Below are 25,386 nucleotides of genomic sequence, written 5' to 3'. Positions count from 1 at the left end.
CCCTATGATGACGACAGCGGCAAGCATCGCGGCAGGCGCAGGATCCAGGGCGGTCGCGAAAGGCTGCGCAAGAGCCTGTTCATGTGCGCTTTCACCGCCAGCCGGCACAATCCGGATCTGGCGGCCTTCTACAAGCGGTTGCGCGGCAACGGCAAGGAGCACCTGTGCGCGGTCATCGCGGTCGCCAGAAAACTCGTCATTCTCGCCAACACCATCCTCACCAGGCAGACCGAATGGACGCCGAAATATGTGAATGGATGAGACATGGTTGCTCCCCGCTGGGGAGAAGGGCAGATGTGGCACCGTCCCAGCCAAAACAAAACGCTATAGGCGTTGTGAGGGCGCACGACGCCAGCCACCAGCCCCTTCGCCCCAGCGGGGAGAAGTGCCGGAGCGCAGCGAGGCGATGAGGGGGCCACACGGTAAAACACTGGCCATCGTCCCCCCTTGAACAAATTCCCAATCGGATGTCGGATCATCCACCGCCCATCCGTCCTTAGGGTCCAACCATCGCATCAACTTCGGAGGAACATCCCATGCCAAGCACTATCCGCCTGCACCGCGTTCTCGCCACCAAGCCCGAGAAGGTCTACCGCGCCTTCATCGAAGCCGACGCGATGGCCAAGTGGCTGCCGCCGAACGGCTTTACCTGCAGCGTCCACCATTTCGAGCCGACCGTCGGCGGGACCTTCAAGATGTCGTTCCGCAACTTCACGACCGGCAACAGCCATTCCTTCGGCGGCGAATATCTCGAACTCGTGCCCGGCGAGCGCGTGCGCTATGTCGACCGCTTCGACGACCCCAATCTGCCGGGCGAGATGGAAGTCACGGTCGAATTGAAGAAGGTCTCCGTCGGTACCGAGATCAACATCACCCAGGCCGGCATCCCCGACCTCATCCCGCCGGAAGCATGCTACCTCGGCTGGCAGGAATCGCTGCGCAACATGGCGCGGCTGATCGAGCCGGAGATTGCGGAGTAGGGGGAAGACCACACCACCAAAACAAAAAAGGCGACCCGGAGGTCGCCTTTTCGTCAATCCTTGCGGATGAAGCTTATTCCGCTGCCGGCTCGGCCGCGGCGGCTGCTTCAGCTGCTGCTGCTTCGGCAGCTGCCTTTTCGGCGGCTTCCTGTGCTGCCTTTTCGGCTGCCAGAGCCTGAGCAGCTGCAACCTTTTCAGCTTCCAGACGTGCCTTTTCCTGGGCGAGAGCGGCGCGCTCGGCGTCGTTGAGCTTGCGGGCGCGAACGCCGGTGTCTTCAACGATACGGGCCGACTTGCCGCGACGGTCGCGCAGGTAGTAGAGCTTGGCGCGACGGACCTTACCGCGGCGAACGACTTCTACGCTTTCGATGGCAGGCGAGTAGACCGGGAATACGCGCTCGACGCCTTCGCCGTAGGAAATCTTGCGGACCGTGAAGTTTTCCTGCAGACCGCCGCCGGAGCGAGCGATGCAAACGCCTTCGTAGGCCTGTACGCGGGTACGCGTGCCTTCCGTGACCTTCACGTTGACGCGGACGGTATCACCAGGAGAAAATTCCGGGAGCGTGCGCTTGGCTTCGATCTTGGCGACCTGTTCGGCCTCAAGCTGCTGAATGATGTTCATGTGTCAACCTCATTGTTGGTTCGACAACCAGAGCGCCCTGCGATCGATCCTTGGGTCAAGCCTCGGGTCTATGCCTCTTCAGGCAGGGGCGAATGCGTCTGTCTTTCTTTGCTTGGTTGATGGGAGATTCCCATTCCGGGGGTGCGCATACTCTATCACGCGGGCTTTGTCACCCCTTGCGCGTGAGATTCATTGGCGGGAGGTCGTGATTGGGTCATTCCCAGGCCCGCGTTTAGTCCCCTCCCCAACCCCTCCCCACAAGGGGGAGGGGCTTGCTGGGCGCACCTTCCCCACCAAACTGAAGCCTTTCAACAAGCACCGAGAACACGAGCTGGCAGGGAGGTCGCCACAGGTTAGCCCCTCCCCCTCGTGGGGAGGGGTTGGGGAGGGGTCTTTATACCACGTGCAGAGGGGTCCTCGGTCCCCCTGTGCATTATTTGATTAAATATTTGTCAAATGCCCAAATCGGGAGCAAGTTCGATTGTGGCCATTTTGTGGCCCGCGAATCCTAGGAGGGGATTACATGACATCTGGCAATCCGTCGCCCTCGTTGTACAACGAGGATCTGGCGCCCGCTCGGGAGAGGAAGTGGGGCGCCTTCAGCATTTTCAACGTCTGGACCTCGGACGTTCACAGCCTGTGGGGCTATTATCTCGCCGCCAGTCTTTTTCTTCTGTGCGGCAGCTTCATCAATTTCGTCATCGCCATCGGTCTCGGCTCGCTTGTCATCTTCGTGCTGATGAGCCTCGTCGGCAATGCCGGCGTCAAGACGGGTGTGCCGTTCCCGGTGCTGGCCCGCGCCTCCTTCGGCACCTTTGGCGCCAATGCGCCGGCGCTGGTGCGCGCGGTCGTCGCCTGCTTCTGGTATGGCGCGCAGACGGCGGCCGCCTCGGGCGCCATCGTGGCGCTGCTGATCCGCAACGAGAGCATTCTCGCCTTTCACCAGAACAGCCATTTCCTCGGCCACTCGACGCTGGAGGTGATCTGCTACGTCATCGTCTGGGCGCTGCAACTCCTGATCATCCAGCGCGGCATGGAAACGGTGCGCAAGTTCCAGGATTGGGCCGGACCGGCCGTCTGGATCATGATGCTTGTCTTGGCCGTCTATCTCGTCGTCAAGGCCGGCACGTTCTCCTTCGGAGCCGAAATCCCGCGTGACGTGCTGATCGAAAAGACCAAGGATGCCGGCGTTCCCTATGAACCGGGCACCTTCCCTGCGCTCGCCGCTGTCGCCGCCACCTGGATCACCTATTTCGCCGCCCTCTACCTGAACTTCTGCGATTTCTCGCGCTACGCCAAGGATGTGAAGACGCTGCGAAAGGGCAATCTCTGGGGCCTGCCGATCAACCTGCTCGCCTTCTGCCTCGTGGCTGGTGTCACGACCACGGCGGCCTTCACCGTCTATGGCGAGGTGCTGCTGCATCCCGAAGCCATTTCGGCGAAGTTCGACAGCTGGTTCCTGGCGCTTCTGGCGGCCCTCACCTTCGCGGTGGCGACGCTCGGGATCAACGTCGTCGCCAACTTCGTCTCGCCGGCCTTCGACTTCTCCAACGTCTTCCCGCGCCACATCAGCTTCAAGCGCGGCGGCTATATCGCGGCGTTGATCGCGCTGGTGCTCTACCCATTCGCCCCCTGGGAGACGGGAGCCGCCCACTTCGTCAACTTCATCGGCTCGACCATGGGGCCGATCTTCGGGGTGATGATGGTGGACTACTACCTGATCCGGAAGGGCGAACTCGACGTCGCGGCCCTCTACCGCGAAGACGGCGAATTCCGCTTCCAGAGCGGCTGGCACGTCAACGCCTTCATCGCGTTCGCGATCGGCGCGCTCTTCTCCTCGATCCTGCCGACTTTCACGTCTGTTCTGCCGGAGTGGTGGGGCACATACGGCTGGTTCTTCGGCGTCGGCATCGGCGGCGGGGTCTACTATCTCCTGCGCATGACCACCCGCGGCTCCGCCGTCGGTGCTGCCTCGCGATAAATGGCGTGCCCGGCTTCGGCCGGGCATTCTTCTCTGCAGTCGAAGTGACTGCCCGCGTCTCAGGCACCACAAAATCCCGCGCGGAGCAAAGCTCGGCGACGGCAGCGGGCTGAAAAAGGGAACGGGCAGGCGGTATTGTATCAAGTGGTATGTGTGTCAGGCGTTTCCACCTGCCCGGTTGCTTCAAGGTTCCGGTTCGTCCGGACCGACAGGAGCGTCTCTCGGCCTTTCCTTGCCGGATGATCCCTTGGCCCTGACGGCCTTGGAACCACCTCTTCACAACCATCACCGAACGCCGGATGCCAACCTTGGCGTTACCGGTTCGCGAACCCGGCTCCCTGTCCAATGACGTCACCAGTGTGTGGCGATCGGGGGTGACGGGGATGAACAAGCGTCGTGAATTCGGCTATCATGCTGATAATGTCGCGATGTTTCTTGGTCGGGGTGCGAAATTTTCCCCGTCGCCACGGTGACGGAGCGAGCGGATGGGCCGATCACGCCGCCACTGGTAATTCCCGCGCATTTCCGCCATATACAGCCCAAACACACATGGACATGAGACAATGAGCGCAACGGTCGAATTCGCGAGGATGAACGGGCTTGGCAACAAGATCCTGGTTGTCGACATGCGCGGGCGCAAGGACAAGGTAACACCCGAAGCCGCGATCGCTCTCAATGCGGCCTCTGAGACCCAGTTCGACCAGATCATGGCGATCCACGATCCGAAGGCCGAGGGCACCGATGCCTGGATCGATATCCTCAACTGCGACGGCACCAAGGCGCAGGCCTGCGGCAACGGCACGCGCTGCGTGGTGCAGGCGCTGTCGGCCGAAACAGGCCAGAAGGTCTTCACCTTTCAGACCGTCGCCGGCATCCTGAATGCCGCCGAGCACGAGGACGGGACGATCTCGGTCGACATGGGCCGGCCGGTGTTCCAGTGGGAAAAGATCCCGCTGGCGGAAGAGTTCTTCGATACCAGCCGCATCGAGCTGCAGATCGGCCCGATCGACAATCCGGTGCTGCATTCGCCGTCGGCCATGTCGATCGGCAATCCGCATGCGATTTTCTGGGTCGACAGGGATCCGATGAGCTTCGATCTGGAGCGCTTCGGACCGCTGCTCGAAAACCATCCGATGTTTCCCGAGAAGGCCAACATCACGCTGGCGCAGGTGACGTCCGACGCAAGTCTGCGCACCCGTACCTGGGAGCGCGGCGCCGGCCTGACGCTTGCCTGCGGTTCGGCCGCCTGTGCCGCCGGCGTCTCGGCCGCGCGCACCGGGCGTACCGGCCGCAAGGTCACGATCGATGTCGCCACCGCGCCGAGCCGGCAGCCGCTGGTAATCGAATGGCGTGAGGACGACCATGTCGTCATGACCGGTCCCGCCGAATGGGAATGGTCCGGCACCGTCGATCCCACCACGGGCGTATGGCAGCGCGATGAGGCGGTCGAGGCTCCGGGGGCGGAAGCCAAGTGAGCGGGGTCGAGGTCATCACCTTCGGCTGTCGTCTGAATACCTACGAATCCGAAGTGATGCGGGCCGAGGCCGAAAAGGCCGGCTTGAACAACGCAATTCTGGTCAATACCTGCGCCGTGACGGGCGAGGCCGTGCGCCAGGCGCGCCAGGCGATCCGCCGTGCGCGTCGCGACAATCCACATGCCCGCATCATCGTCACCGGCTGCGCCGCGCAGACCGAGAAACACACCTTCGCCGAGATGGCCGAGGTCGACGCGGTGCTTGGCAACGAAGAGAAGCTTGCGAGCGCCAATTATCGCGCGCTGCCGGATTTCGGCGTCTCGGCCGAAGAGAAGCTGCGCGTCAACGACATCATGAGCGTCAAGGCGACCGCGCCGCAGATGGTCAAGCACATCGACGGCCACGTGCGCGCCTTCATCCAGGTGCAGAACGGCTGCGACCACCGCTGCACCTTCTGCATCATCCCCTATGGCCGCGGCAATTCGCGCTCGGTGCCGATGGGATCGGTGGTCGATCAGGCGCGCAAGCTCGTCGAAAGCGGTTATCGCGAGATCGTGCTGACGGGCGTCGACGCCACCAGCTACGGCGCCGACCTGCCGGGCGAGCCGACGCTCGGGTTGCTGGCGAAGACGCTTCTGAAGCAGGTTCCGGATATCCGGCGTCTCAGACTGTCGTCGATCGACAGCATCGAGGCGGACCGGCATCTCCTCGATCTCATCGCCGACGAAGCGCGTTTCATGCCGCACCTGCATCTGTCGCTGCAGCATGGCGACGACATGATCCTGAAGCGCATGAAGCGGCGGCATTCCAGCGCCGATGCGCTTCATTTCGTCAACGAGGTCAGACGGCTGCGGCCGGAGATCTCGATCGGCGCCGACATGATCGCCGGTTTCCCGACGGAGACGGAAGAGATGTTCGGCAATGCCGTGAGGCTCGCCGAGGACGCGCAAATCGCGCATCTGCACGTCTTCCCCTACAGCCCGCGACCGGGAACGCCGGCGGCACGGATGCCGCAGCTCGACCGGGCGCTCGTCAAGGAGCGGGCGGCACGGCTGCGCGCCACTGGACATATGCTGCATCAGTCCCATCTCGATCGCATGGTCGGCACGCGGCAATGGCTGCTGGTGGAAAACAACGGACTGGCGCATACGGAAAACTTCACGCTTGTCGCAGCGGCGGGGCTAAGCCCCCGCGCGCTGGTCGAGGTCGATATCATCGGCCACAACGGCAAGCACCTCGACATGCAACTGACGGCCGCCTCCGCGGCCTGACCTGACGGAATTCTCATGGCGTTCAGCTTCATCAAAAAGGTCTTCACCTTCGGCCCCGACAAGACGGCGGAAGAGCAGGCGCCGGATACGGTCGAGACCAAGGCCGCCGAGGTTGCGGTCGAGCCGGTTGCGGAGGCGCCTGTTGCTGCCGAGGTGACGGCGCCGGTGCCATCCGCACCGGTGGACGCGTTGCCTGTTGCCGTCGATCCGGTGTTGCCGGAGGAGATGGAGACTGCGGGTGGGCCTTCGGCGGATGGCGAGGATGTTGCCGAGGACGAGGTTTCCGAGGATCTGCCGACGGCGCTGGCGACCGATGATGTCGGGCTGGTGCCGTTGTCGTTGCTGGAAGCTGAGGCGGAGGCGGAGCCTGTTGAAAAGACCCCCCCTACCCTGCCGGGCATCCCCCCCACAGGTGGGGGGATTGAGCTGGAGCATGACCTTCGCCAACCAGCTGACGACAGCGCGGATGAACCCGATGCTGACCTCGCCAAGAGCGAAGACGCTATCGAGGCGCAAGACGCCGCCGCAAGTCTCCCCCCACCTGTGGGGGGGATGCCCGGCAGGGTAGGGGGGGAAGCCACGGACGGTGACGCCTCGGATCCGACCGACTCCGACGCCCCCATCCTCCCCAAGGGCTTCGCCACCGCCACCGCGGCCCCGGAACCCGTCACCATCGTCCCCCCGGCCAAGCTCAACTGGTTCCAGCGCCTGCGCGCCGGCCTCGCGCGCACCTCGTCGCAGCTGACGGGCCAGATCTCGGCGCTCTTCACCAAGCGCAAGCTCGACGACGACACGCTGCAGGATCTCGAGGACCTCCTGATCCAGGCCGATCTCGGCGTCGAGACGGCGTTGCGGGTCACCGATACGCTGGCGTCGGAACGCTACGGCAAGGACGTGTCGGGCGAGGATGTGAGCCGCATCATGGCGGCCGAGATCACCAAGGTGTTGAAGCCGGTGGCCAAGCCGCTGCAGCTCGATCTCAGCCACAAGCCGCATGTCATCCTTGTCGTCGGCGTCAACGGCACCGGCAAGACCACCACCATCGGCAAGCTCGCCGCCAAGCTTTCCGGCGCCGGGCTGAAGGTGATGGTCGCGGCCGGCGATACGTTCCGCGCGGCGGCGATCGAGCAGCTGAAGATCTGGGCCGACCGCACCAAGTCGGAATTCATCGGCACCAAGCTCGGCGCCGATGCGGCGGGACTTGCCTATGATGCTTTCGAACAGGCGAAGCAGAAGAAATGCGACGTGCTGATCATCGATACCGCCGGCCGCCTGCAGAACAAGATGGAGCTGATGGCCGAGCTCGAGAAGATCGTGCGCGTGCTTGGCAAGCTCGATCCGGACGCGCCGCACACCGTGCTGCAGACGCTCGACGCGACCACCGGCCAGAATGCGCTGAGCCAGGTCGAGATCTTCCGCAACGTCGCGGGCGTCAACGGCCTGATCATGACCAAGCTCGATGGCACCGCACGCGGCGGCATCCTCGTCGCCATCTCCGCCAAGCACAAGCTGCCGGTCTATTTCATCGGCGTCGGCGAAGGCGTGGATGATCTGGAGCCCTTCGAGGCCGAGGATTTTGCCCATGCGATCGCGGGCCTCGGAGACGCGCGGGGCTGATTGTGCGCACCATTGCCGCCGATCACGATTGATGCCACAGATATGCCCGCAAGGGCGCGCAAGCGTCCGAGACCAATACTGACGACGAAGACTGACGATAAAAACTGACTTGGGAACGGATTAGGGACCTCATGACGACCGAGAGCGATATCACCCCGTCGGCGACAGACAAGCATCACCCGATGCTCAAGCTGGCGCTGGAGCTCGGGCCGCTGCTGATCTTCTTCTTCGCCAATCTGCGCGGCCCCTGGCTGGTTGAGAAATTCCCGGTCCTGGGTTCCCTCGGCGGCCCGCTCTTCGTCGCGACCGCGCTGTTCATGGCGGCGACGGTCATTTCGCTCGTCATCTCGAAGGTCGTGCTCCGCCACCTGCCGATCATGCCCTTCGTCTCGGGCATCGTCGTTCTGATCTTCGGCTCGCTGTCGATCTACCTGCAGGACGAGACCTTCATCAAGATGAAGCCGACGATCATCAATTCGCTGTTCGGCCTCACGCTGCTCGGCGGACTGCTCTTCGGCAAGTCATTGCTCGGCTATGTCTTCAACGCCGCCTTCCAGCTCGATGCCGAAGGCTGGCGCAAGCTCACCGTTCGCTGGGGCGTGTTTTTCCTGTTTCTCGCGGTGCTCAACGAAGTCGTCTGGCGCAATTTCTCCGACGATACCTGGGTCGCCTTCAAGGTCTGGGGCACGATGCCGATCACCATCCTGTTCACGCTGGCGCAGATGCCGCTGATCATGAAGCACACGATCGCGCCCGAGGGCGAGGCCGGCCAGTGACGGCGCTTCAGGCGACTGACAGAGCCAGGCATCAGACCTACTGGTTCATCGCCTGCCTCGGCGTGCTCATCGCGCAGATCGTCGCCGAATATCTGATGGGGCGCACGCCGATCTGCACCTGCGGCTACGTCAAGCTGTGGGAGGGCACCGTCAATTCCAGCGGCAACTCGCAGCACATGTCGGACTGGTACACGCCATCCCACATCATCCACGGCTTCCTGTTCTACGGCCTTGCGCATCTGGTGCTGCGCGGCAAACCGATCGCGATGAAGCTGCTTCTGGCGCTGGTGATCGAATCCGGCTGGGAGCTGCTGGAGAACTCCCCCATCATCATCGACCGCTACCGCACGGCGACGATCTCGCTCGATTATTACGGCGACAGCATTCTGAACTCGGCGATGGACACGGTGTTCATGGTGATCGGCTTCTTCTTCGCCTGGCGCGCGCCGGTCTGGCTGACGGTTACGATCGCCATCTTCTTCGAGATCTTCACCGGCTACATGATCCGGGACAATCTGACGCTCAACGTGCTGATGCTGGTCTGGCCGCTGGAGGCGGTGAAGACCTGGCAGGGCGGGGCCTAGAGCTAAAAGCTCCAGGCCCGAACCCTAATTCACATCCTTAGAACGTCGCCGTCTTCGGGTCCGGGCCCATGCGCGCCGAGCTGCTGTCGAGCTTGGCGATCTCGGCCATGTCGTCGCCATCGAGCTTGAAGTCGAAGACCTGGAAGTTCTCGACGATACGCGACGGCGTTACCGATTTCGGGATGACGACGAGGCCGCTATCCATGTGCCAGCGAATGATCACCTGCGCCGGCGTCTTGCCGTGCCTCTCGGCAATCTTGGCAAGAGCAGGATGGGCGATCAGCTTGCCCTGGCCGAGCGGGCTCCAGGACTGCGTGGCGATGTTGAGCTTCTTGTGCGCTTCCTGTGCCACCTTCTGCTGAAAGTCCGGATGCAGCTCGATCTGGTTGATGACGGGCACGACGCCGGTCTCTGCAATCAGTCGCTCGATATGTTCAGGATAGAAATTCGAGACACCGATCGATTTCGCCCGGCCCTCTTCGCGCAGCTTGATGAAGGCTTTCCAGGTATCGACATAGGCGTCGCGGTTCGGCGCCGGCCAGTGGATAAGGTAGAGGTCGACATAATCGGTGCCGAGGCGCTTCAGGCTCTTGTCGAAGGCCTTCAGCGTCGTGTCGTAACCCTGGTCGGCGTTCCAGAGCTTGGTCGTCAGGAAGACGTCCTTGCGGTCGACGCCCGACGAGCGGATGCCCTCGCCGACGCCCTCTTCGTTTTCATAGACGGCGGCCGTATCGACATGGCGATAGCCGGCTTCGATAGCGGCGCGCACCGCGGGTGCCGCCATGTCGTTGGGTGTCTGCCAGACGCCAAGGCCGACCTGGGGAATGGAATGTCCGTCGTGAAACGTAATGATGGATTGCTGTGCCACAATAAATCTCCGCGAAAGCGATGAATGGAACGGGGCGTGTTGAACGGCGGGTATCCCGCCATTTCCCGAAACGCCTCTCAGCCCGGGCGTCGGTCGGATTGCATATAGGTCAGGCGGCGCGCGATATCACCCCTGCTCTATACGTCGGGCTTACAAAACCCTGACGACGGTGCCCTTGCGCAAATAAGGCAGGATCCGGTTCATATCGCGCGGGTGAATGGCGATGCAGCCCTCCGTCGGCTGGTAGCCGGGGCGGATGAGGTGGAAGAAGATCGCCGAGCCACGATTGCGGGCGCGTGAGCTGATGTTCCAGTCCATGACGAGGCAGACGTCATAGAGCCCGTCGTCGCGCTTCATCTTTTCGTGACTTTTGCTGAACGGCGCCTTGACTGGTCTGTTGTAGTTGGCGTCATCAGGCTGATCGCACCAGAGCATGTCCTCGCGGATAAGGCGAATCGGTAGCCGCGTTCGCAAACCGGAGGTTTTTTCGCCGCGCACGAAACCCGAAATCAGCCGCATTTCGGCGATCGGAGTGGCCCCATCACCCTCACGCTTGCGTGTGGTGCGCCCCGAACGACCAACCGCCGCGGGCACCACGACTGTGCCGAATTGCAGCAAAGCCCGGCTTTTCTGCCCCGGTGCGGGTCTAACCGTGATGATCGTTGGTTGTATAGACGGTTTCCGCCTTGTTTTTTCCATGTTTCTCACATGTTTTTGCAATTGCCGGGGCAATGATTGAAATCATATAGCACCATATACGACAACAGCTTGGTATCCTGATCTTTGCCAACACCCTCAAGTTGGCGTAGGAGTAAGGGGACCAGATGGCGAGGGACATAGCCGCATGACAGCACGCACCATTTTGTTGGTGGATGATGACGACGACCTCCGCGAAACCCTCACGGAGCAGCTCTCGCTCTATGACGAGTTCACGGTTCTCCAGGAATCCACGGCTGCCAAGGGTGTCGAACGCGCCCGCGCGACGGCCATCGATCTCCTGATCATGGATGTGGGCCTTCCCGACATGGATGGACGCGAAGCGGTGAAGCTTCTGCGCAAGGGCGGCCTCAAGGCGCCGATCATCATGCTGACGGGCCATGACACCGATTCAGATACCATTCTCGGCCTCGAGGCCGGCGCCAACGACTATGTGACGAAGCCGTTCCGCTTCGCGGTTCTGCTTGCACGCATCCGCGTGCAGCTGCGCCAGCACGAGCAGAGCGAGGACGCCACCTTCAGCGTCGGGCCTTATGTCTTCAAGCCGAGCCAGAAGTTGCTGACCACGGAAAACGGCCAGAAGATCCGCCTCACCGAAAAGGAAGCGGCGATCATCCGCTATCTCTACCGCGCCGAACAGAAGGTCGTGACCCGCGACGTGCTGCTCGAAGAGGTCTGGGGCTACAATTCCGGCGTCACCACCCACACGCTCGAAACCCACGTCTACCGCCTGCGCCAGAAGATCGAGCGCGATCCGTCGAACGCCGAAATCCTGGTCACGGAAAACGGCGGCTACAAGATCGTTCCGTAATCATGGCGCTGAATGACGATATCCAGCTGCTCGCGCAGCTTCCGCTCTTCAACGGAATGTCGGAGGATCAGCTGAGGCTGATCGCCTTCGGCGCGGATCGGCGCGTGATCTCGAACGGGCAGATGCTTTTTCGCGAAAGCTCTCCCGCCGACAGCGCCTACGTCATCGTCAGCGGCAGCGTCGAACTGAGCCACACCGGACGCGACAACAAGCCTGAGGTTCAGGCTGTGGTCGGGTCCGGCACGCTTTTGTCGGAGCTTGCGCTGGTCACGCTCGTCGAGCGCAAGTTCACGGCGATCGCCCGCGAGGACACGGCGATCATCCGCATCACCCGCGCGCTGTTTCACCGGCTGATCGAGGAGTATCCGGATGCGGCTTTGCTGATCCAGCAGCGCATCCGCGACAATATCGCGGCATTGGCGGCCAAGGCCGCCGCCGAGCTTCACCGCTTCGCCTGAGGCTCTTTTCCAAGCTGATCAGAGATCGAAATGCGCCGTCACCGGCACGTGGTCGGACGGCCGGTCCCAGCCACGCGCTTCCTTGAGAATCTCGATGCGCTGCAGGTGCGGCCCGAGATCGCGCGACGACCAGATGTGGTCGAGACGCCGGCCACGATCGGCCGCTTCCCAATCCTTGGCGCGGTAGCTCCACCACGTATAAAGCTTCTGCGTCTCCGGCACATTCTGGCGCATCAGGTCGAGCCACTGGCCGCGCTTCATGACATCAAGCAGGCCCTCGGTCTCGACAGGCGTGTGGCTGACGATCTTCAGCAGCTGCTTGTGCGACCAGACGTCGTGCTCCAGCGGCGCGATATTGAGATCGCCCACCAGGATCGCCGATGTGTTGGCCTCGCCATCGGCCTTCAAGAGCTTCATCTCCTCGATGAAGTCGAGCTTGTGGCCGAATTTCGGATTGATCGCCCGATCCGGCTCGTCGCCACCCGCCGGCACATAGAAATTATGGATGCGGATACGCTTGCCGCCGCGCTCGAACACGGCCGAGATATGCCGGGCATCGCCGACCTTGCAGTAGTCGGTGCTGTGGTCCTCGACCAGCGGAAACCGCGAAGCGATCGCCACCCCGTGATAGCCCTTCTGGCCATGGATGATCACATGCTCGTAGCCCATCGCCTTCAAGGGCGCCAACGGGAACAGCTCGTTCGGCACCTTGGTTTCCTGCAGGCAGATGATATCGGGGCGATGCTTGAGGAAGAGCTGCTCGACGATCGGCATGCGCAGCCGGACCGAATTGATGTTCCAGGTGGTGATCGAGAAGCCCATTGCGCTGCCTTTTCCAATTCTGTTGGAAGGGCTTTAGAGCAAAGGGCGTGTGGTGCCAAGTGTCCACTCACGTCGAGCAAACGGGACCGTGATTAGATCCTCGGGACGAGCCCGAGGATGACGCTGGCGCTTGTGGAGGCAGACATTAACCTATTGATATAAATAGACAAAAAAGATTCTCGGCGTCATCCTCGGGCTCGTCCCGAGGATCGAAACACGCCTCCCGGAACGCAACGGTGATGGCTGCAAGCGGCGAAGGCAGCCATTGACGCACCCGTCGCGGCAGGCGGTGGCCGTTGATGGCGGCATCACGCATGTTAACTGGCGCCAAGTGTCCACTAACGTCGGGCAAGCGGGACCGTGCTTAGATCCTCGGGACGAGCCCGAGGATGACGGTGGCGTTTGTGGTGGCGGACGGCAACCTATTGAATTGATGAGAAGAAAACACTCTCGACGTCATCCTCGGGCTTGTCCCGAGGATCTGAGCACGTCTCCCGGAATGCAACGGTCATGGATGCAAAAACGAACGAGGATTACCCCAGCGGCACATCGAACACCTCGCCGGCCCTAAGCGGCCGGAAGCGCTCAGGCGCCACGCCATGTTCGCGCAACGCGACTTCCAGCGCCTTCCCCGGCGCGTCCATCGCCTCGTCGGTCAGCTGAAACGTCGCGAAATGATGGCCAGCGACGTAAGCGGCGTTGGCGAGTTGCATGCCGCGGACGGCCTCGTCGGGGTTCTGGTGCTGGCCCTGCATGAACCAGCGCGGCTCGTAGGCGCCGAAGGGCAGGATAGCGAGGCGGAAGGGGCCGTGTTTCTCTCCAGCCGCGCGATAGTTGATACCGTCGTGGAAGCCGGTGTCGCCGACGTGGTAGATCTTGCCCGATGGCGTCGAGATGACGAAGGCGGCCCAGAGGGCCATGCTGCGGTCACCAGTGCCGCGCGCCGACCAGTGATGCGCCGGTTCAGCGTCGATGGCGATGCCATCAGAGATCGCGATGCGGTCGCCCCAGTCCATGACGGAGATCTTGGCATCGGGTGCGGCGCGGCGGATGATGGTGTCGTTGCCGAGGGGCGTGACGAAGTGGGGCCTGTGGGCCGCCTGCAGCCGCTTCAGCGTCGCGACGTCGAGATGGTCGTAGTGATTGTGCGAGACGATGACGAGGTCGATCTTGGGCAGGTCCTCGAAGCGAATGCCGGGGGCAGTCACCCGCTTCGGGCCGGCGAAAGAGAAGGGGCTGACGCGGTCGGACCAGACGGGGTCGGTCAGGATGTTGAGACCCGCCACCTGCACCAGCATCGAGGCGTGGCCGACCATGGTGACCCTCAGGCCGTCGCCTTCGATACGCTCTTCGGGCTTCGCCTGCGGGAAGGGGCTTGGCACCTGTTTTTGCCAGCTTTGCCGTTCGCCGTTGAACTGCCAGCGCAGCATGGCGCGAAAGCCAAGGGGTGCGATGCCGCCGGGATTGAAGAAGCGGGTGCCGTCGAAATGGTCGGTGACCGGGCCTTGATAGTAGGGATTTTTGGGTTTGGCGTTTGCCATGCGGTGGAAGCCTTGTCGCCGTGATATGCTGTTCGGGCATCTGCATTTGGGTTGCCGTGCCGGGTTTTGGAAGGCCGAAAACCGCTTATTTCCCCTGATTGCCTTGACTCTCCGGCCGTTTTCCTGTTTACCGCCGCTCAATCTGCGACGAGCTTCAAGACTCGAGCCACCGACCGGGACCCGCAAAGGTATAAATCGATCCCGGAGGTCCACACCCGACAGCGCGATGCGCCCTCGGGTGCTTTTTGGCTATGCGTCTTGTTTTCGTCAAGGAAAAGCACAAGGTTTCCCTATCCGGAAATCACAAGGAAGAGCCGATGTTTGAGAACCTCCAGGACCGTCTTGGATCCATTCTGAATGGACTGACAGGCCGTGGCGCGCTTTCGGAAAGCGATGTTTCCGCAGCGCTGCGCGAGGTTCGCCGTGCGCTTCTGGAGGCCGACGTCGCGCTCGACGTGGTGCGCGCCTTTACCGATCGCGTCCGTGAAAAGGCCGTCGGCGCCGAGATCCTGAAGTCGATCAAGCCCGGGCAGATGGTCGTCAAGATCGTCCATGACGAGCTGATCGAGATGCTCGGCGGCGAAGGCGTGGGCGTCGATCTGCATGCCGCTGCCCCGGTCGTCATCATGATGGTCGGTCTGCAGGGCTCGGGCAAGACGACGACGTCTGCGAAGATCGCCAAGCGGCTCACCGACCGCGAGAAGAAGAAGGTGCTGATGGCGTCGCTCGATACGCGACGCCCGGCCGCCCAGGAGCAGCTGCGCCAGCTCGGCGTGCAGACCAATGTCGACACGCTGCCCGTCATTGCCGGCCAGTCGCCCACCGATATCGCCGCGCGCGCCGTACAGGCAGCCCGGCTCGGCGGCCATGACGTCGTCATCCTCGACACCGCCGGCCGTACGCATATCGACGAGCCCTTGATGGTCGAAATGGCCGACATCAAGAAGAAGTCGAACCCGCATGAAATCCTGCTGGTCGCCGATAGCTTGACCGGTCAGGACGCTGTCAACCTGGCGCGCAACTTCGACGAACGCGTCGGCATCACCGGCCTCGTGCTCACCCGCATGGACGGCGACGGCCGTGGCGGCGCGGCGCTTTCGATGCGCGCGGTGACCGGCAAGCCGATCAAGCTCATCGGTGTCGGCGAGCGCATGGGCGAACTCGAGGAGTTCCACCCGCGCCGTATCGCCGACCGCATTCTCGGCATGGGCGACATCGTCTCGCTGGTCGAGCGCGCCGCCGAAAACATCGACGCCGAAAAGGCGGCCGCCATGGCCGCCAAGATGGCCAAGGGCAAGTTCGACCTCAACGACCTCGCCGACCAGCTGCGCCAGATGCAGAAGATGGGCGGCATGGGCGGCATCATGAGCATGATGCCCGGCATGGCCGGCATGAAGGACAAGATGGCTTCGGCCGGCCTCAACGACAGCCTGTTCGGTCGCCAGCTGGCGATCATCTCCTCGATGACCAAGGCCGAGCGCGCCAATCCCGACATGCTCAAGCATTCGCGCAAGAAGCGCATCGCGGCCGGCTCCGGCACCGATGCCTCCGACATCAACAAGCTTCTGAAAATGCACCGCCAGATGGCGGACATGATGAAGATGATGGGCGGCAAGGGCAAAGGCGGCATGATGAAGCAGATGATGGGCGGCCTTGCCGGCAAGATGGGCCTCGGTGGCCTTGGCGGCGGCATGGGCGGCATGCCCGATCTCTCCAACATCGATCCGAAGCAGCTCGAAGCCTTGCAGAAGCAGGCGGAAGCGGCCGGCCTCGGCAAGCCGGGCGGCGGCATGCCGGGTCTCGGTGGCGGTGGTTTGCCAGGTCTCGGCGGCGCCAAGCTGCCCGGCCTCGGCGGTGGTTTCCCGGGCCTTCCCGGCCTGCCAAAGAAGAAGTGAAGGGGTCGCCCAGACTATGATTGATCCTGAAATCAAAGCCCAGCTTTTGAGCTATCGCCAGTCGATCGACAATATCGACGCGGCGCTGGTCCATATCCTGGCCGAACGGTTCCGCTGCACCAAAGAGGTCGGCGTTCTCAAGGCCAAGTACAAGTTGCCGCCGGCAGACCCGGCGCGCGAGGAATACCAGATCGAACGCCTTCGCCACCTGGCCAAGGATGCCAATCTGGATCCGGATTTCGCCGAGAAGTTCCTGAACTTCGTCATCAAGGAAGTCATCCGGCATCATGAGCAGATCGCAGCGGACCACGCCGAAAACGGCGCTGCTGCAAAGTAACAAGGCCGCTTCAAGAAAAAGCGGTTCAGACACATCCAAGGAGTAAAGAAAATGGCACTGAAAATTCGTCTCGCACGCGGTGGTTCCAAGAAGCGCCCGTACTACCACATCGTTCTCGCTGACGCCCGTTCGCCGCGCGATGGCCGCTTCCTCGAGAACCTCGGTTCCTGGAACCCGATGCTCGCCAAGGACAACGATGCCCGCGTCAAGCTCGACGCCGAGCGCATCACCCACTGGATCGCACAGGGCGCACAGCCGACCGACCGCGTTCTGCGCTTCCTGAACGAAGCCGGCATCGCAAAGCGCGAAGCCAAGAACAACCCGGAAAAGGCAAAGCCCGGCAAGCGCGCTCAGGAGCGTGCAGCTGAAAAGGCTCAGAAGATCGCCGACGCTGCAGAAGCTGCTGCTTCCGCGGAATAATTCCGGGCTTCGGCCTTGATCGAACGGGCGGCATGGCGACATGCCGCCCGTTTTCGTTTCCATTCCCGTTCACTTCGGCTATGACGAACCAAACCTCCGGCTTCGACATTAGGGACGCCATGACAAAGCTAGAAAATCCGGTGCTGATGGCAACGATCGGTGGCGCGCAGGGGCTGCGCGGCGAAGTGCGCGCCAAGTCCTACAGCGCCGATCCGACCGCGCTCGGCGATTACGGCCACCTGCACAGCATGGATGGCCGCACCTTCGAGGTGCTTGAAATCCGCGAGATGAAGAATGTCGTCGTCGTCCGCTTCCGGGGGATCAACGACCGCAATGCCGCCGAGGCGCTGAACGGTCTCGAACTCTATATCGACCGCGACAACCTGCCTGACGACGAGCTCGAGGAAGACGAGTTCTTCTATGCCGATCTCGAGGGGCTCGAGGCCGTCGACGACCAAGGCGTCAGCTACGGCACCGTCACCGGCATCTTCGATTTCGGCGCCGGCGACCTGCTCGAGCTCAAGGGTCCTGGCAAGCGCCCGGTGCTGATCCCGTTTTCGGAAGCCTCGGTGCTGGAGATCGACCTCGAAGCGGGAAAGATCACCATCGATCCGCTGGCCTCAGGCCTCGTCGACAGCGACGACGACGGTCCGTCGTTTACGCCTGACGATTCCGGCGGCGACAAGCCGAAGAAAAAGAAGTGAGCGACAAGATGGCCTTCCGGGCGACGGTCCTGACACTCTACCCGGAGATGTTTCCCGGCCATCTCGGCTATTCGCTGGCCGGCAAGGCGATGGAGCGTGGCCAGTGGGCGCTTGAGCCCGTGCAGATCCGTGATTTCGCCACCGACAAGCATCGCACCGTCGACGACACGCCGGCCGGCGGCGGCGCCGGCATGGTGCTGAAGCCCGACGTGCTCGCCCGCGCCATCGATACGGTCTCCGAAAACGACACCCGCCCGCGCCTCCTGATGAGCCCGCGCGGCAAGCCGCTGACGCAAAAGCGCGTGCGCGAACTGGCAGCGGGCGAAGGCGTCATCATCGTCTGCGGCCGTTTCGAGGGCGTGGACCAGCGGGTGATCGACGCGCGAGAACTGGAAGAAGTGTCGATCGGCGACTACGTGCTGTCAGGCGGCGAACCGGCGGCACTCACCGTGCTCGACGCGATCGTCCGCATCCTCCCCGGCGTCATGGGCAACGACCTCTCCGGCCTGCACGAAAGCTTTGAGGGCGGGATGCTGGAGCATCCGCACTACACGCGTCCGCAGGAATGGGAAGGCCGCGAGATCCCCGCGGTGCTGACATCGGGCAATCACGGCGCGATCGAGAAATGGCGCCGCGAGCAGGCGGTGACGCTGACGCGCGCGCGGCGGCCGGATCTGCTGGACGAGTAGGCTTCCTGCCGCCAACGAAATAGTCGAGCAGCAGCTATAAGCCATTGAAACGAAAAGGCTCACACCCCTCGATCTGAGCACGCCTCCAGGACTGCAACGGTCAGGGAGGCGGAGGCGACGTCCTCAATCGCGATACGCCGCCGTCCCTGGGATGACCTCGTAAGGCACCTTGAACACCTTGTCGTCGAACTGCACGCCGGTCTTGACGTTGAACACCATGACCGAGGTATCCTTGCCCTGGTTGTCGGTGATCGTCCACTGGCGCAGGTCATAGGTCTTCGGGTCGAACATCATCGTGATGGTCGAATTGCCGAAGACAGTGTTGTTGCCGAGCGCGATGGTCGTCAGGTCGGACTCTTCCTTGACGCTCTTCACCGAGCCCGCCGACAGGTCGATCTTCTGTGCGAGAAGCAGGCTGAGCGGCGTTTTCGACAGCGGGTAGAGATCCCAGGTCTTCAGCTTCATGTTGCCGATCGCCACGTTCTTGCCATCGGCGATCACGCGGATCGGCGACGGGTCGTCGTAGTTGAAGCGCAGGCGGCCCGGCCGCTGGATGAAGAATTTGCCGCCGGTCTGCTCGCCCTTGGGGCCGAACTGCACGAACTCGCCCTGCATCGTGGCGACCGAGGAGAAGTGGTCGGCGATCGCCTGCGCGGTGCCGCTGTTGGACGCAGCCGCAGCCGCCTGGGCGAAGACGTTGAGCGGCAGCGCGGTGGACGCAGCCGCGACAGCAAGCGCACCCAGCATGTGGCGCCGTGTCAGCGTGAAGCGGTCCAGGAATGTGTCGGAGTGGTTCATGAAAGTCTCCTTTATGCAGTCTGCATGCTGCCGAAACGCGGCGTCTTCATGGCGTGTTCGCACGACCGGCCAAAGGTAACGTTTTCGCGCCGATCAGGTTTCCGTGAAGTTCAGGCCCATGCGACATAAATCGCGCTGAAAATGCCGGAATCAAGGGCGCGAGCGCCCTTACCGGTCGAGAATATCGCCTTCGGTGGGAACCAGGATCTCGCGCTTGCCGGCGTGGTTGGCCGGGCCGATGATGCCCTCCTGCTCCATGCGCTCGATAAGCGACGCCGCGCGGTTGTAGCCGATGCCGAGGCGGCGCTGGACGTAGGAGGTCGAGGCCTTTCCGTCGCGAAGGACGATCGCAACGGCCTGGTCGTAGGGATCGTCGGAATCCGCGAGATTGCCGGTGCCGGAGGGTCCGCCGCCGTAATCGCCATCCTCATCGTCATCGGCGGTAATTGCATCGAGATATTGCGGCGCACCCTGCGTCTTCAGATAGGCGACGATGTCTTCCACTTCGCCGTCGGCCACGAACGGACCGTGGACGCGCTGAATGCGGCCGCCGCCGGCCATGTAGAGCATGTCGCCCATGCCGAGAAGCTGTTCGGCGCCCTGCTCGCCCAGAATGGTGCGGCTGTCGATCTTCGACGTCACCTGGAAGGAGATGCGGGTCGGGAAGTTGGCCTTGATCGTGCCGGTGATGACGTCGACCGACGGACGCTGCGTCGCCATGATGACATGGATGCCGGCGGCGCGCGCCATCTGCGCCAGCCGCTGCACGGCGCCTTCGATATCCTTGCCGGCCACCATCATCAGGTCGGCCATTTCGTCGATGATGACGACGATATAGGGCAGCGGCTTCAGGTCGAACTCTTCCGTCTCGTACATCGCCTCGCCGGTCTCCCGGTCGAAGCCCGTCTGCACGGTGCGCGAGATCGCCTCGCCCTTGGCGAGCGCCTGCTCGACGCGCGAATTGAAGCCGTCGATGTTGCGCACACCGATCTTCGACATCTTCTTGTAGCGCTCTTCCATCTCGCGCACCGTCCACTTCAGCGCCACGACGGCCTTCTTCGGATCGGTGACGACGGGCGAGAGCAGATGCGGGATGCCGTCATAGACGGAGAGTTCGAGCATCTTCGGATCGATCATGATCAGGCGGCACTGCTCCGGCGTCATGCGGTAGAGCAGCGACAGGATCATGGTGTTGATGGCGACCGATTTACCCGAGCCGGTGGTGCCGGCAACGAGCAGATGCGGCATCTTGGCGAGGTCGGCGATGACGGCTTCGCCGCCGATCGTCTTGCCGAGCGCCATGGCGAGTTTGGCCTTGGAGGTCTCGAAATCTCTGGAGGCGATCATCTCGCGCAGATAGACGGTCTCGCGGATATTGTTCGGCAGTTCGATGCCGATGGCGTTGCGGCCGGGCACGACGGCGACGCGGGCGGCGATCGCGCTCATCGAGCGGGCGATGTCGTCGGCAAGGCCGATGACGCGCGACGACTTGATGCCGGGGGCCGGCTCCAGTTCGTAAAGCGTGACGACGGGGCCGGGGCGAACATGGATGATCTCGCCCTTGACGCCGAAATCCTCAAGCACGCCTTCCAGCATGCGGGCATTCTGTTCGAGCGCATCGGCCGACAGCGTCGAATCGCGCACGACGGCCTTGGGCTCGGCGAGAAGATGCATGGACGGCAGCTGGAAACCTTCTGGGCGGATGAAGGAGCCCTGCTGCTCGCGCTCGATACGGGCGCCGAGCTTGGGGCGCTGAGCGGCCTGCTGCACGCGCGGCTCGGCGCGGCCACCGGGCTGCTTGGCAGGCGCACGCATCATCCAGCCATTGTCGTCCTCGTCGTCGGGCAGGATGTCGGCCGGGCGCGGCGGCATGTCGCTGTCGTAGCCCATATCGTCGTCGTCATCGTCGTTGAGCGAGATCGACGGCGCCGACACCACGCGGCGCGGCGAACCGGCCCGGGGAGCGATCGACGGATCCATCGAGGGATCCATGCGCTCACCGCGTTGGGGCGCCTTGGCGCGCACCGGTTCGTTGAGCTTGCCGAACTCGTCATCGTTGAAATCGTAGGGCGCGTCGTAATCATCGAGCTTGCGCTTGCGCGGACCCATGCCGAGCATGCGGCGCATGCGGGCCTGGCTCATGTACCAGGCATGCGTCAGCGCGCCGAAGGCAAGCCAGCCGCCCTCGTCGTCTTCCTCGTCCTCATCGCCCACCGAGCGCAGCTTGGAACGGCTGGCGGCGTAGTTTTCTTCTTCCTCTTCGGCCTCTTCCTCTTCGGTGCGGCCGACGATGCCGGCGGCAAAGAGCATCATCCAGACGCAGGGGACCGCGAAGATGCAGCCGACGGCGGTGGCGAAGGTGCCGGTCGGATAGGCGCCGACAAACAGCGCCGGAAAGCGCAGGATCATGTCGCCGATGACGCCACCGATGCCGTTGGGGATCGGCCAGGTGAGCGGCGGCGGAAAGCAGCCGAGAACGGCGCAGGAGAGAACGGAGCCGAGGCCCCAGGCGGCGGCGCGCGCCGGAATGCGGGTGAAGCGGCGGCCGGAGATCAGCGCCAGCGCCCAGGCGACGACGGGCAGCAGCGCAACCACGCTCGCAAGCCCGAAGAATTGCATCAGGATATCGGCGAAGGCGGCACCGCTATAGCCGAGCACATTTGTGGGCTCGTTGCCGGTGGCGTAGGAATAGCTCGGATCGGCGACGTTCCAGGTTGCCAATGCCGCGACGGCCAGTGCCAGCGCAATGAAGATGGCAAACCCAAAAAGGGTCTGCGCCTGCCGGAAAATGAACCCCGAGAGGGAGAAACGGTCCGGCCGGCCATCCATTGCTGGCGATGTGCTTCTTGCCATGTGTTGTACCCGTCCAATGCCTGATGCGTGCGAATCGCCAATGCGCTTCGCGCCCAATGCGTCCGCTCCACCTAACCAAAGGACGGTTAAAGCGATGTTAACCATGCGAGGGTCTGGCCGATGCATCGGAAAATAAAAAGGCCCGAACCTTCGAAAGGTCCGGGCCAAAAGCGGCTCGAGTGTTGATCAAGCCGCGACGGGCTGTTCAGCGGCGCCTGTTTTCAGGCGCCGCAAGCCTTGATTAGGAGTGGTAAGCGGCTTCGCCGTGCGTTGCGAGGTCGAGGCCTTCGCGCTCGGCTTCGACAGGAACGCGCAGGCCGACGATGACGTCGACGATCTTGTAGAGGATCGCCGAACCGATGCCGCACCATACGATGGTGATGGCGATCGCCGTGATCTGCGTCATGACCTGGCCGCCCATCGTTACGCCTTCGGCATAGCCGACACCGCCGAGCGATGCGCTGGCGAAGATGCCGGTGAAGATCGCGCCGAACATGCCACCGATGCCGTGAACGCCGAAGACGTCAGCGGTATCGTCGTAGCCGAACTTGTTCTTCACCACGGAGACGAAGAAGTAGCACAGCGGCGAAACGATCAGACCCATGATGATCGCGCCCATCGGGCCGACGATGCCGGCAGCCGGCGTGATGGCGACCAGACCGGCAACCATACCGGAAGCACCACCGAGCATGGAGGCCTTGCCGCGGGTAAGCGTTTCAACGACAGCCCACGAAACGACGGCAGCAGCCGTGGCAACGAAGGTGTTGACGGTAGCGAGCATCGCGCCGCCGGAAGCTTCCAGGTTGGAGCCGGCGTTGAAGCCGAACCAGCCGAACCAGAGCATCGAGGCACCGACCATGGTCAGCGTCATCGAGTGAGGCGCCATCATGTCCTTGCCGAAGCCGATGCGCTTGCCGACCATGATCGCACCAACCAGACCGGCAACGCCGGCGTTGATGTGAACGACGGTACCGCCGGCGAAGTCGAGCGCGCCCATCTTGAAGAGCAGGCCGTTAGCGTCCCAGACCATGTGAGCGATCGGGAAGTAAACAAAAGTGGCCCACAGTGCGCAGAACAGAACCACGGCCGAGAACTTGATGCGCTCGGCAAACGCGCCGACGATCAGAGCAGGCGTGATGGCCGAGAAGGTCATCTGGAACATCGCGAAGATGAACTCAGGAATGACGACGCCTTCAGAGAAGGTCGCAGCGGTCGAATCCTTGGTGACGCCGGCGAGGAACATCTTCGCCGTACCGCCCCAATAGGCGCTCTCGGAGCCGCCGAAGGCGAAGGAGTAACCGTAGATGACCCAGATGAGCATCATGACGGCGGCAACCATCGTGCACTGCATCAGAACCGACAGCATGTTCTTGGCGCGAACGAGACCGCCGTAGAACAGCGCCAGGCCCGGCAAGATCATGAACAGCACCAGAAGCGTGGAGATGAACATGAAGGCGGTGTCGCCCTTATCAGGAACCGGAGCGGCAGCAGCAGCCGGAGCGGCCGTCGTGGCGGCATCCTGCGCGAAGGCGACGACCGGCGCGAGAAGCGCTGCGGACGCAGTGGCAAGGCGCGCCAGAGTGGGAGAAAACTTCGAAATTGACATAGAGAAAAGCTCCTTGGCTCTACCGTTACTTACAGCGCTTCTGCGTCGGTTTCGCCGGTACGGATGCGCACGGCATGGTCGATCGAGTAAACGAAGATCTTGCCGTCGCCGATCTGGCCGGTCTTGGCCGACGAGGCGATGGCTTCGACAGCCTTGTCGACGATCTCCGTTGCGACGGCGATCTCGATCTTGAGCTTCGGCAGGAAGCTGACCGCGTATTCGGTGCCGCGATAGATTTCGGTATGTCCCTTCTGGCGCCCGTAACCCTTCACTTCGGTCACGGTCAGGCCCTGAATGCCGATCGCGGTGAGGGCTTCACGCACCTCATCCAGCTTGAACGGCTTGATAATGGCCATCACAATTTTCATCTGGTTTCCCATCCTTCGTTACCCTCGGCACGGAGCCGACTCTCCTTGCCACTGCCGTTTGCGACCAGCGACCGTCCTCTTACATTCAAGGGCCGTGCCAGATTCGAAACGATTTGTTAAGGTATTGAAAAATAAGGGGTATATTTATGAGCGCCAATAAACAGGCAAATGATTGCCTAATAATCGCTCAAAAAATACACAAACCGACAAATTTGCACCCAAATTAGTCATTTGCCCTTTTACGAATCAAGCCCTCCTGCGCCACCGACGCAATCAGGACACCATCTCGCGTATAGAGGCTACCACGCGTCAAACCTCGCGCGCCGGATGCGGATGGGCTGTCTTGTGTATAAAGGAGCCAGTCGTCGAGCTTGACCGGGCGATGGAACCACATGGAGTGGTCGAGGCTGGCGACCTGGATCGTCTGGTCGAAAATCGAGGTGCCGTGTGGGTAGAGCGACGTGTCGAGCAGCGTCATGTCGGAAATATAGGCGAGCACCGCCGCCTGGGCGTGCCGGTCATCGGGCACCGGACCATTGGCGCGCACCCAGACATGCTGGAGCGGATCGAGCTTCTTGTCGGAGAAATAATGGGTGAGCGAGACCGGCCGGATCTCGATCGGCCGCTCGCGGCCCCAATACTTGCGGATCGCCTCGGGCGCATGCGCGAGATAGCGCTTGGCGATCTCGTTTTCGTCGATCAGCGTCTCGGGCATCGGCACGTCGGGCATGGCGACCTGGTGCTCGAAGCCGGGCTCTTCGATCTGGAACGACGCCGACAGCGCGAAGATCGCCTTGCCGTGCTGGATGGCGACGACGCGGCGGGTGTTGAAGCTCGACCCGTCGCGGATGCGCTCGACCTGGTAGACGATCGGCACCGAGGGGTCTCCCGGCCGCATGAAATACGCATGCAGCGAATGCACCAGTCGCTTGGCATCGACGGTGCGCTGCGCGGCCATCAGCGCCTGCGCGATCACCTGTCCGCCGAACACACGCTGCCAGCCCACCTGCGGGCTGGTGCCGCGAAAGATATCGACCTCGATCGGCTCAAGATCGAGTGTCGCGAGCAGGGTTTCCATCGCGGTCGGCTTTTCGGTGAGGCGCGTCATTTTGTATGGCTCCGGCAGGTAGGAAGTGTGGCGATGATGATCTATATAGATCAATAGGATATTCTAAAAGAACGGGACGGGCGTT

General features: G+C 62.5%; 25 protein-coding genes. 15 read left to right on the top strand and 10 right to left on the bottom strand.

What is annotated here, in order from left to right:
* Positions 1-261 (top strand): transposase (locus D460_RS34030; protein ID WP_018900532.1); only part of this gene is annotated, 261 nt, incomplete at its 5' end.
* Between the two features lie 275 nt (positions 262-536).
* A complete protein-coding gene (locus D460_RS0127985; protein ID WP_018901925.1) occupies positions 537-980 on the top strand; it encodes an SRPBCC family protein in 444 nt (147 codons plus the stop codon).
* A 73-nt stretch (positions 981-1,053) separates the two neighbouring features.
* On the opposite strand, the gene rplS is transcribed toward D460_RS0127985, so the two are convergent.
* Entirely contained in the window at positions 1,054-1,602 is a 549-nt protein-coding gene (gene rplS, locus D460_RS0127980) for a 50S ribosomal protein L19 (RefSeq protein ID WP_018901924.1), read from the bottom strand.
* A 523-nt stretch (positions 1,603-2,125) separates the two neighbouring features.
* On the opposite strand from rplS, the gene D460_RS0127975 reads away from it, so the two are divergent.
* The 6 genes from D460_RS0127975 to D460_RS0127950 all read left to right on the top strand — a co-directional run bounded on the left by D460_RS0127975 (position 2,126) and on the right by D460_RS0127950 (position 9,306).
* Positions 2,126-3,583 (top strand): NCS1 family nucleobase:cation symporter-1, encoded by a 1,458-nt coding sequence (locus D460_RS0127975; RefSeq protein ID WP_018901923.1) that lies wholly within the window; start codon positions 2,126-2,128, stop codon positions 3,581-3,583.
* Positions 3,584-4,146: 563 nt separating this feature from the next.
* The gene (gene dapF, locus D460_RS0127970; protein WP_018901922.1) at positions 4,147-5,058 is read left to right on the top strand and encodes a diaminopimelate epimerase; all 912 of its coding nucleotides are present in this window, start codon (positions 4,147-4,149) and stop codon (positions 5,056-5,058) included.
* Positions 5,055-6,329: a tRNA (N(6)-L-threonylcarbamoyladenosine(37)-C(2))-methylthiotransferase MtaB gene (gene mtaB / locus D460_RS0127965; RefSeq protein ID WP_018901921.1), complete on the top strand. Its 1,275-nt coding sequence runs from the start codon at positions 5,055-5,057 to the stop codon at positions 6,327-6,329. The genes dapF and mtaB overlap by 4 nt, the downstream gene beginning before the upstream one ends.
* Positions 6,330-6,344: 15 nt before the next feature.
* Positions 6,345-7,946: a signal recognition particle-docking protein FtsY gene (ftsY, locus tag D460_RS0127960; protein WP_018901920.1), complete on the top strand. Its 1,602-nt coding sequence runs from the start codon at positions 6,345-6,347 to the stop codon at positions 7,944-7,946.
* A gap of 131 nt (positions 7,947-8,077) precedes the next feature.
* The gene (locus tag D460_RS0127955; protein ID WP_018901919.1) at positions 8,078-8,722 is read left to right on the top strand and encodes a septation protein A; all 645 of its coding nucleotides are present in this window, start codon (positions 8,078-8,080) and stop codon (positions 8,720-8,722) included.
* Entirely contained in the window at positions 8,719-9,306 is a 588-nt protein-coding gene (locus D460_RS0127950) for a DUF2585 domain-containing protein (protein WP_018901918.1), read from the top strand. Before D460_RS0127955 ends, D460_RS0127950 begins: the two co-directional genes overlap by 4 nt.
* A gap of 37 nt (positions 9,307-9,343) precedes the next feature.
* On the opposite strand, the gene D460_RS0127945 is transcribed toward D460_RS0127950, so the two are convergent.
* Positions 9,344-10,174 carry an aldo/keto reductase gene (locus tag D460_RS0127945; RefSeq protein WP_018901917.1) on the bottom strand — a complete coding sequence of 277 codons (831 nt, stop codon included), beginning with the start codon at positions 10,172-10,174 and terminating at the stop codon, positions 9,344-9,346.
* 150 nt (positions 10,175-10,324) lie between these two features.
* Complete coding sequence (locus tag D460_RS0127940; RefSeq protein WP_026283623.1) at positions 10,325-10,846, bottom strand: L,D-transpeptidase; 522 nt, start codon at positions 10,844-10,846, stop codon at positions 10,325-10,327.
* A 172-nt stretch (positions 10,847-11,018) separates the two neighbouring features.
* Here D460_RS0127940 and D460_RS0127935 point away from each other — a divergent pair, with 172 nt between their 5' ends.
* Together D460_RS0127935 and D460_RS0127930 are read left to right on the top strand one after the other, a co-directional pair.
* The gene (locus tag D460_RS0127935) at positions 11,019-11,702 is read left to right on the top strand and encodes a response regulator transcription factor (RefSeq protein ID WP_018901915.1); all 684 of its coding nucleotides are present in this window, start codon (positions 11,019-11,021) and stop codon (positions 11,700-11,702) included.
* A gap of 2 nt (positions 11,703-11,704) precedes the next feature.
* Positions 11,705-12,160, top strand: coding sequence for a cyclic nucleotide-binding domain-containing protein (locus tag D460_RS0127930; protein ID WP_018901914.1), 456 nt, complete (start codon positions 11,705-11,707; stop codon positions 12,158-12,160).
* An 18-nt stretch (positions 12,161-12,178) separates the two neighbouring features.
* Here the strand turns inward: D460_RS0127930 and D460_RS0127925 are convergent, their stop codons facing one another.
* Positions 12,179-12,982, bottom strand: a complete 804-nt coding sequence (locus D460_RS0127925) for an exodeoxyribonuclease III (protein ID WP_018901913.1) — start codon at positions 12,980-12,982, stop codon at positions 12,179-12,181.
* Positions 12,983-13,515: 533 nt separating this feature from the next.
* Positions 13,516-14,523, bottom strand: coding sequence for an MBL fold metallo-hydrolase (locus D460_RS0127920; RefSeq protein WP_018901912.1), 1,008 nt, complete (start codon positions 14,521-14,523; stop codon positions 13,516-13,518).
* Positions 14,524-14,840: 317 nt separating this feature from the next.
* On the opposite strand from D460_RS0127920, the gene ffh reads away from it, so the two are divergent.
* From ffh to trmD, 5 genes are all read left to right on the top strand, one after another.
* Positions 14,841-16,418, top strand: coding sequence for a signal recognition particle protein (gene ffh, locus D460_RS0127915; protein ID WP_026283622.1), 1,578 nt, complete (start codon positions 14,841-14,843; stop codon positions 16,416-16,418).
* A 16-nt stretch (positions 16,419-16,434) separates the two neighbouring features.
* On the top strand, positions 16,435-16,755 hold the full coding sequence (locus D460_RS0127910) for a chorismate mutase (protein WP_018901910.1): 321 nt from the start codon (positions 16,435-16,437) through the stop codon (positions 16,753-16,755).
* Between the two features lie 51 nt (positions 16,756-16,806).
* A complete protein-coding gene (gene rpsP / locus D460_RS0127905; RefSeq protein ID WP_018901909.1) occupies positions 16,807-17,175 on the top strand; it encodes a 30S ribosomal protein S16 in 369 nt (122 codons plus the stop codon).
* Positions 17,176-17,294: 119 nt separating this feature from the next.
* On the top strand, positions 17,295-17,879 hold the full coding sequence (rimM, locus tag D460_RS0127900) for a ribosome maturation factor RimM (RefSeq protein WP_018901908.1): 585 nt from the start codon (positions 17,295-17,297) through the stop codon (positions 17,877-17,879).
* Positions 17,880-17,887: 8 nt separating this feature from the next.
* Positions 17,888-18,568 carry a tRNA (guanosine(37)-N1)-methyltransferase TrmD gene (gene trmD / locus D460_RS0127895; RefSeq protein WP_026283621.1) on the top strand — a complete coding sequence of 227 codons (681 nt, stop codon included), beginning with the start codon at positions 17,888-17,890 and terminating at the stop codon, positions 18,566-18,568.
* A gap of 123 nt (positions 18,569-18,691) precedes the next feature.
* Here the strand turns inward: trmD and D460_RS0127890 are convergent, their stop codons facing one another.
* The 5 genes from D460_RS0127890 to tesB form a co-directional block, all read right to left on the bottom strand.
* Complete coding sequence (locus D460_RS0127890; protein ID WP_018901906.1) at positions 18,692-19,366, bottom strand: outer membrane lipoprotein carrier protein LolA; 675 nt, start codon at positions 19,364-19,366, stop codon at positions 18,692-18,694.
* 168 nt (positions 19,367-19,534) lie between these two features.
* Entirely contained in the window at positions 19,535-22,219 is a 2,685-nt protein-coding gene (locus tag D460_RS0127885) for a DNA translocase FtsK (protein WP_026283620.1), read from the bottom strand.
* 241 nt (positions 22,220-22,460) lie between these two features.
* Complete coding sequence (locus D460_RS0127880; RefSeq protein WP_018901904.1) at positions 22,461-23,825, bottom strand: ammonium transporter; 1,365 nt, start codon at positions 23,823-23,825, stop codon at positions 22,461-22,463.
* Between the two features lie 29 nt (positions 23,826-23,854).
* On the bottom strand, positions 23,855-24,205 hold the full coding sequence (locus D460_RS0127875; protein ID WP_018901903.1) for a P-II family nitrogen regulator: 351 nt from the start codon (positions 24,203-24,205) through the stop codon (positions 23,855-23,857).
* Between the two features lie 211 nt (positions 24,206-24,416).
* Entirely contained in the window at positions 24,417-25,301 is an 885-nt protein-coding gene (tesB, locus tag D460_RS0127870) for an acyl-CoA thioesterase II (protein ID WP_018901902.1), read from the bottom strand.
* Positions 25,302-25,386: the final 85 nt, after the last annotated feature.

The sequence above is a fragment of the Rhizobium sp. 2MFCol3.1 genome (assembly GCF_000377565.1).
Lineage (GTDB): Bacteria > Pseudomonadota > Alphaproteobacteria > Rhizobiales > Rhizobiaceae > Rhizobium.
Note: the sequence above shows the minus strand (reverse complement) of the source record. Positions and strands in the feature narration are given on the sequence as shown.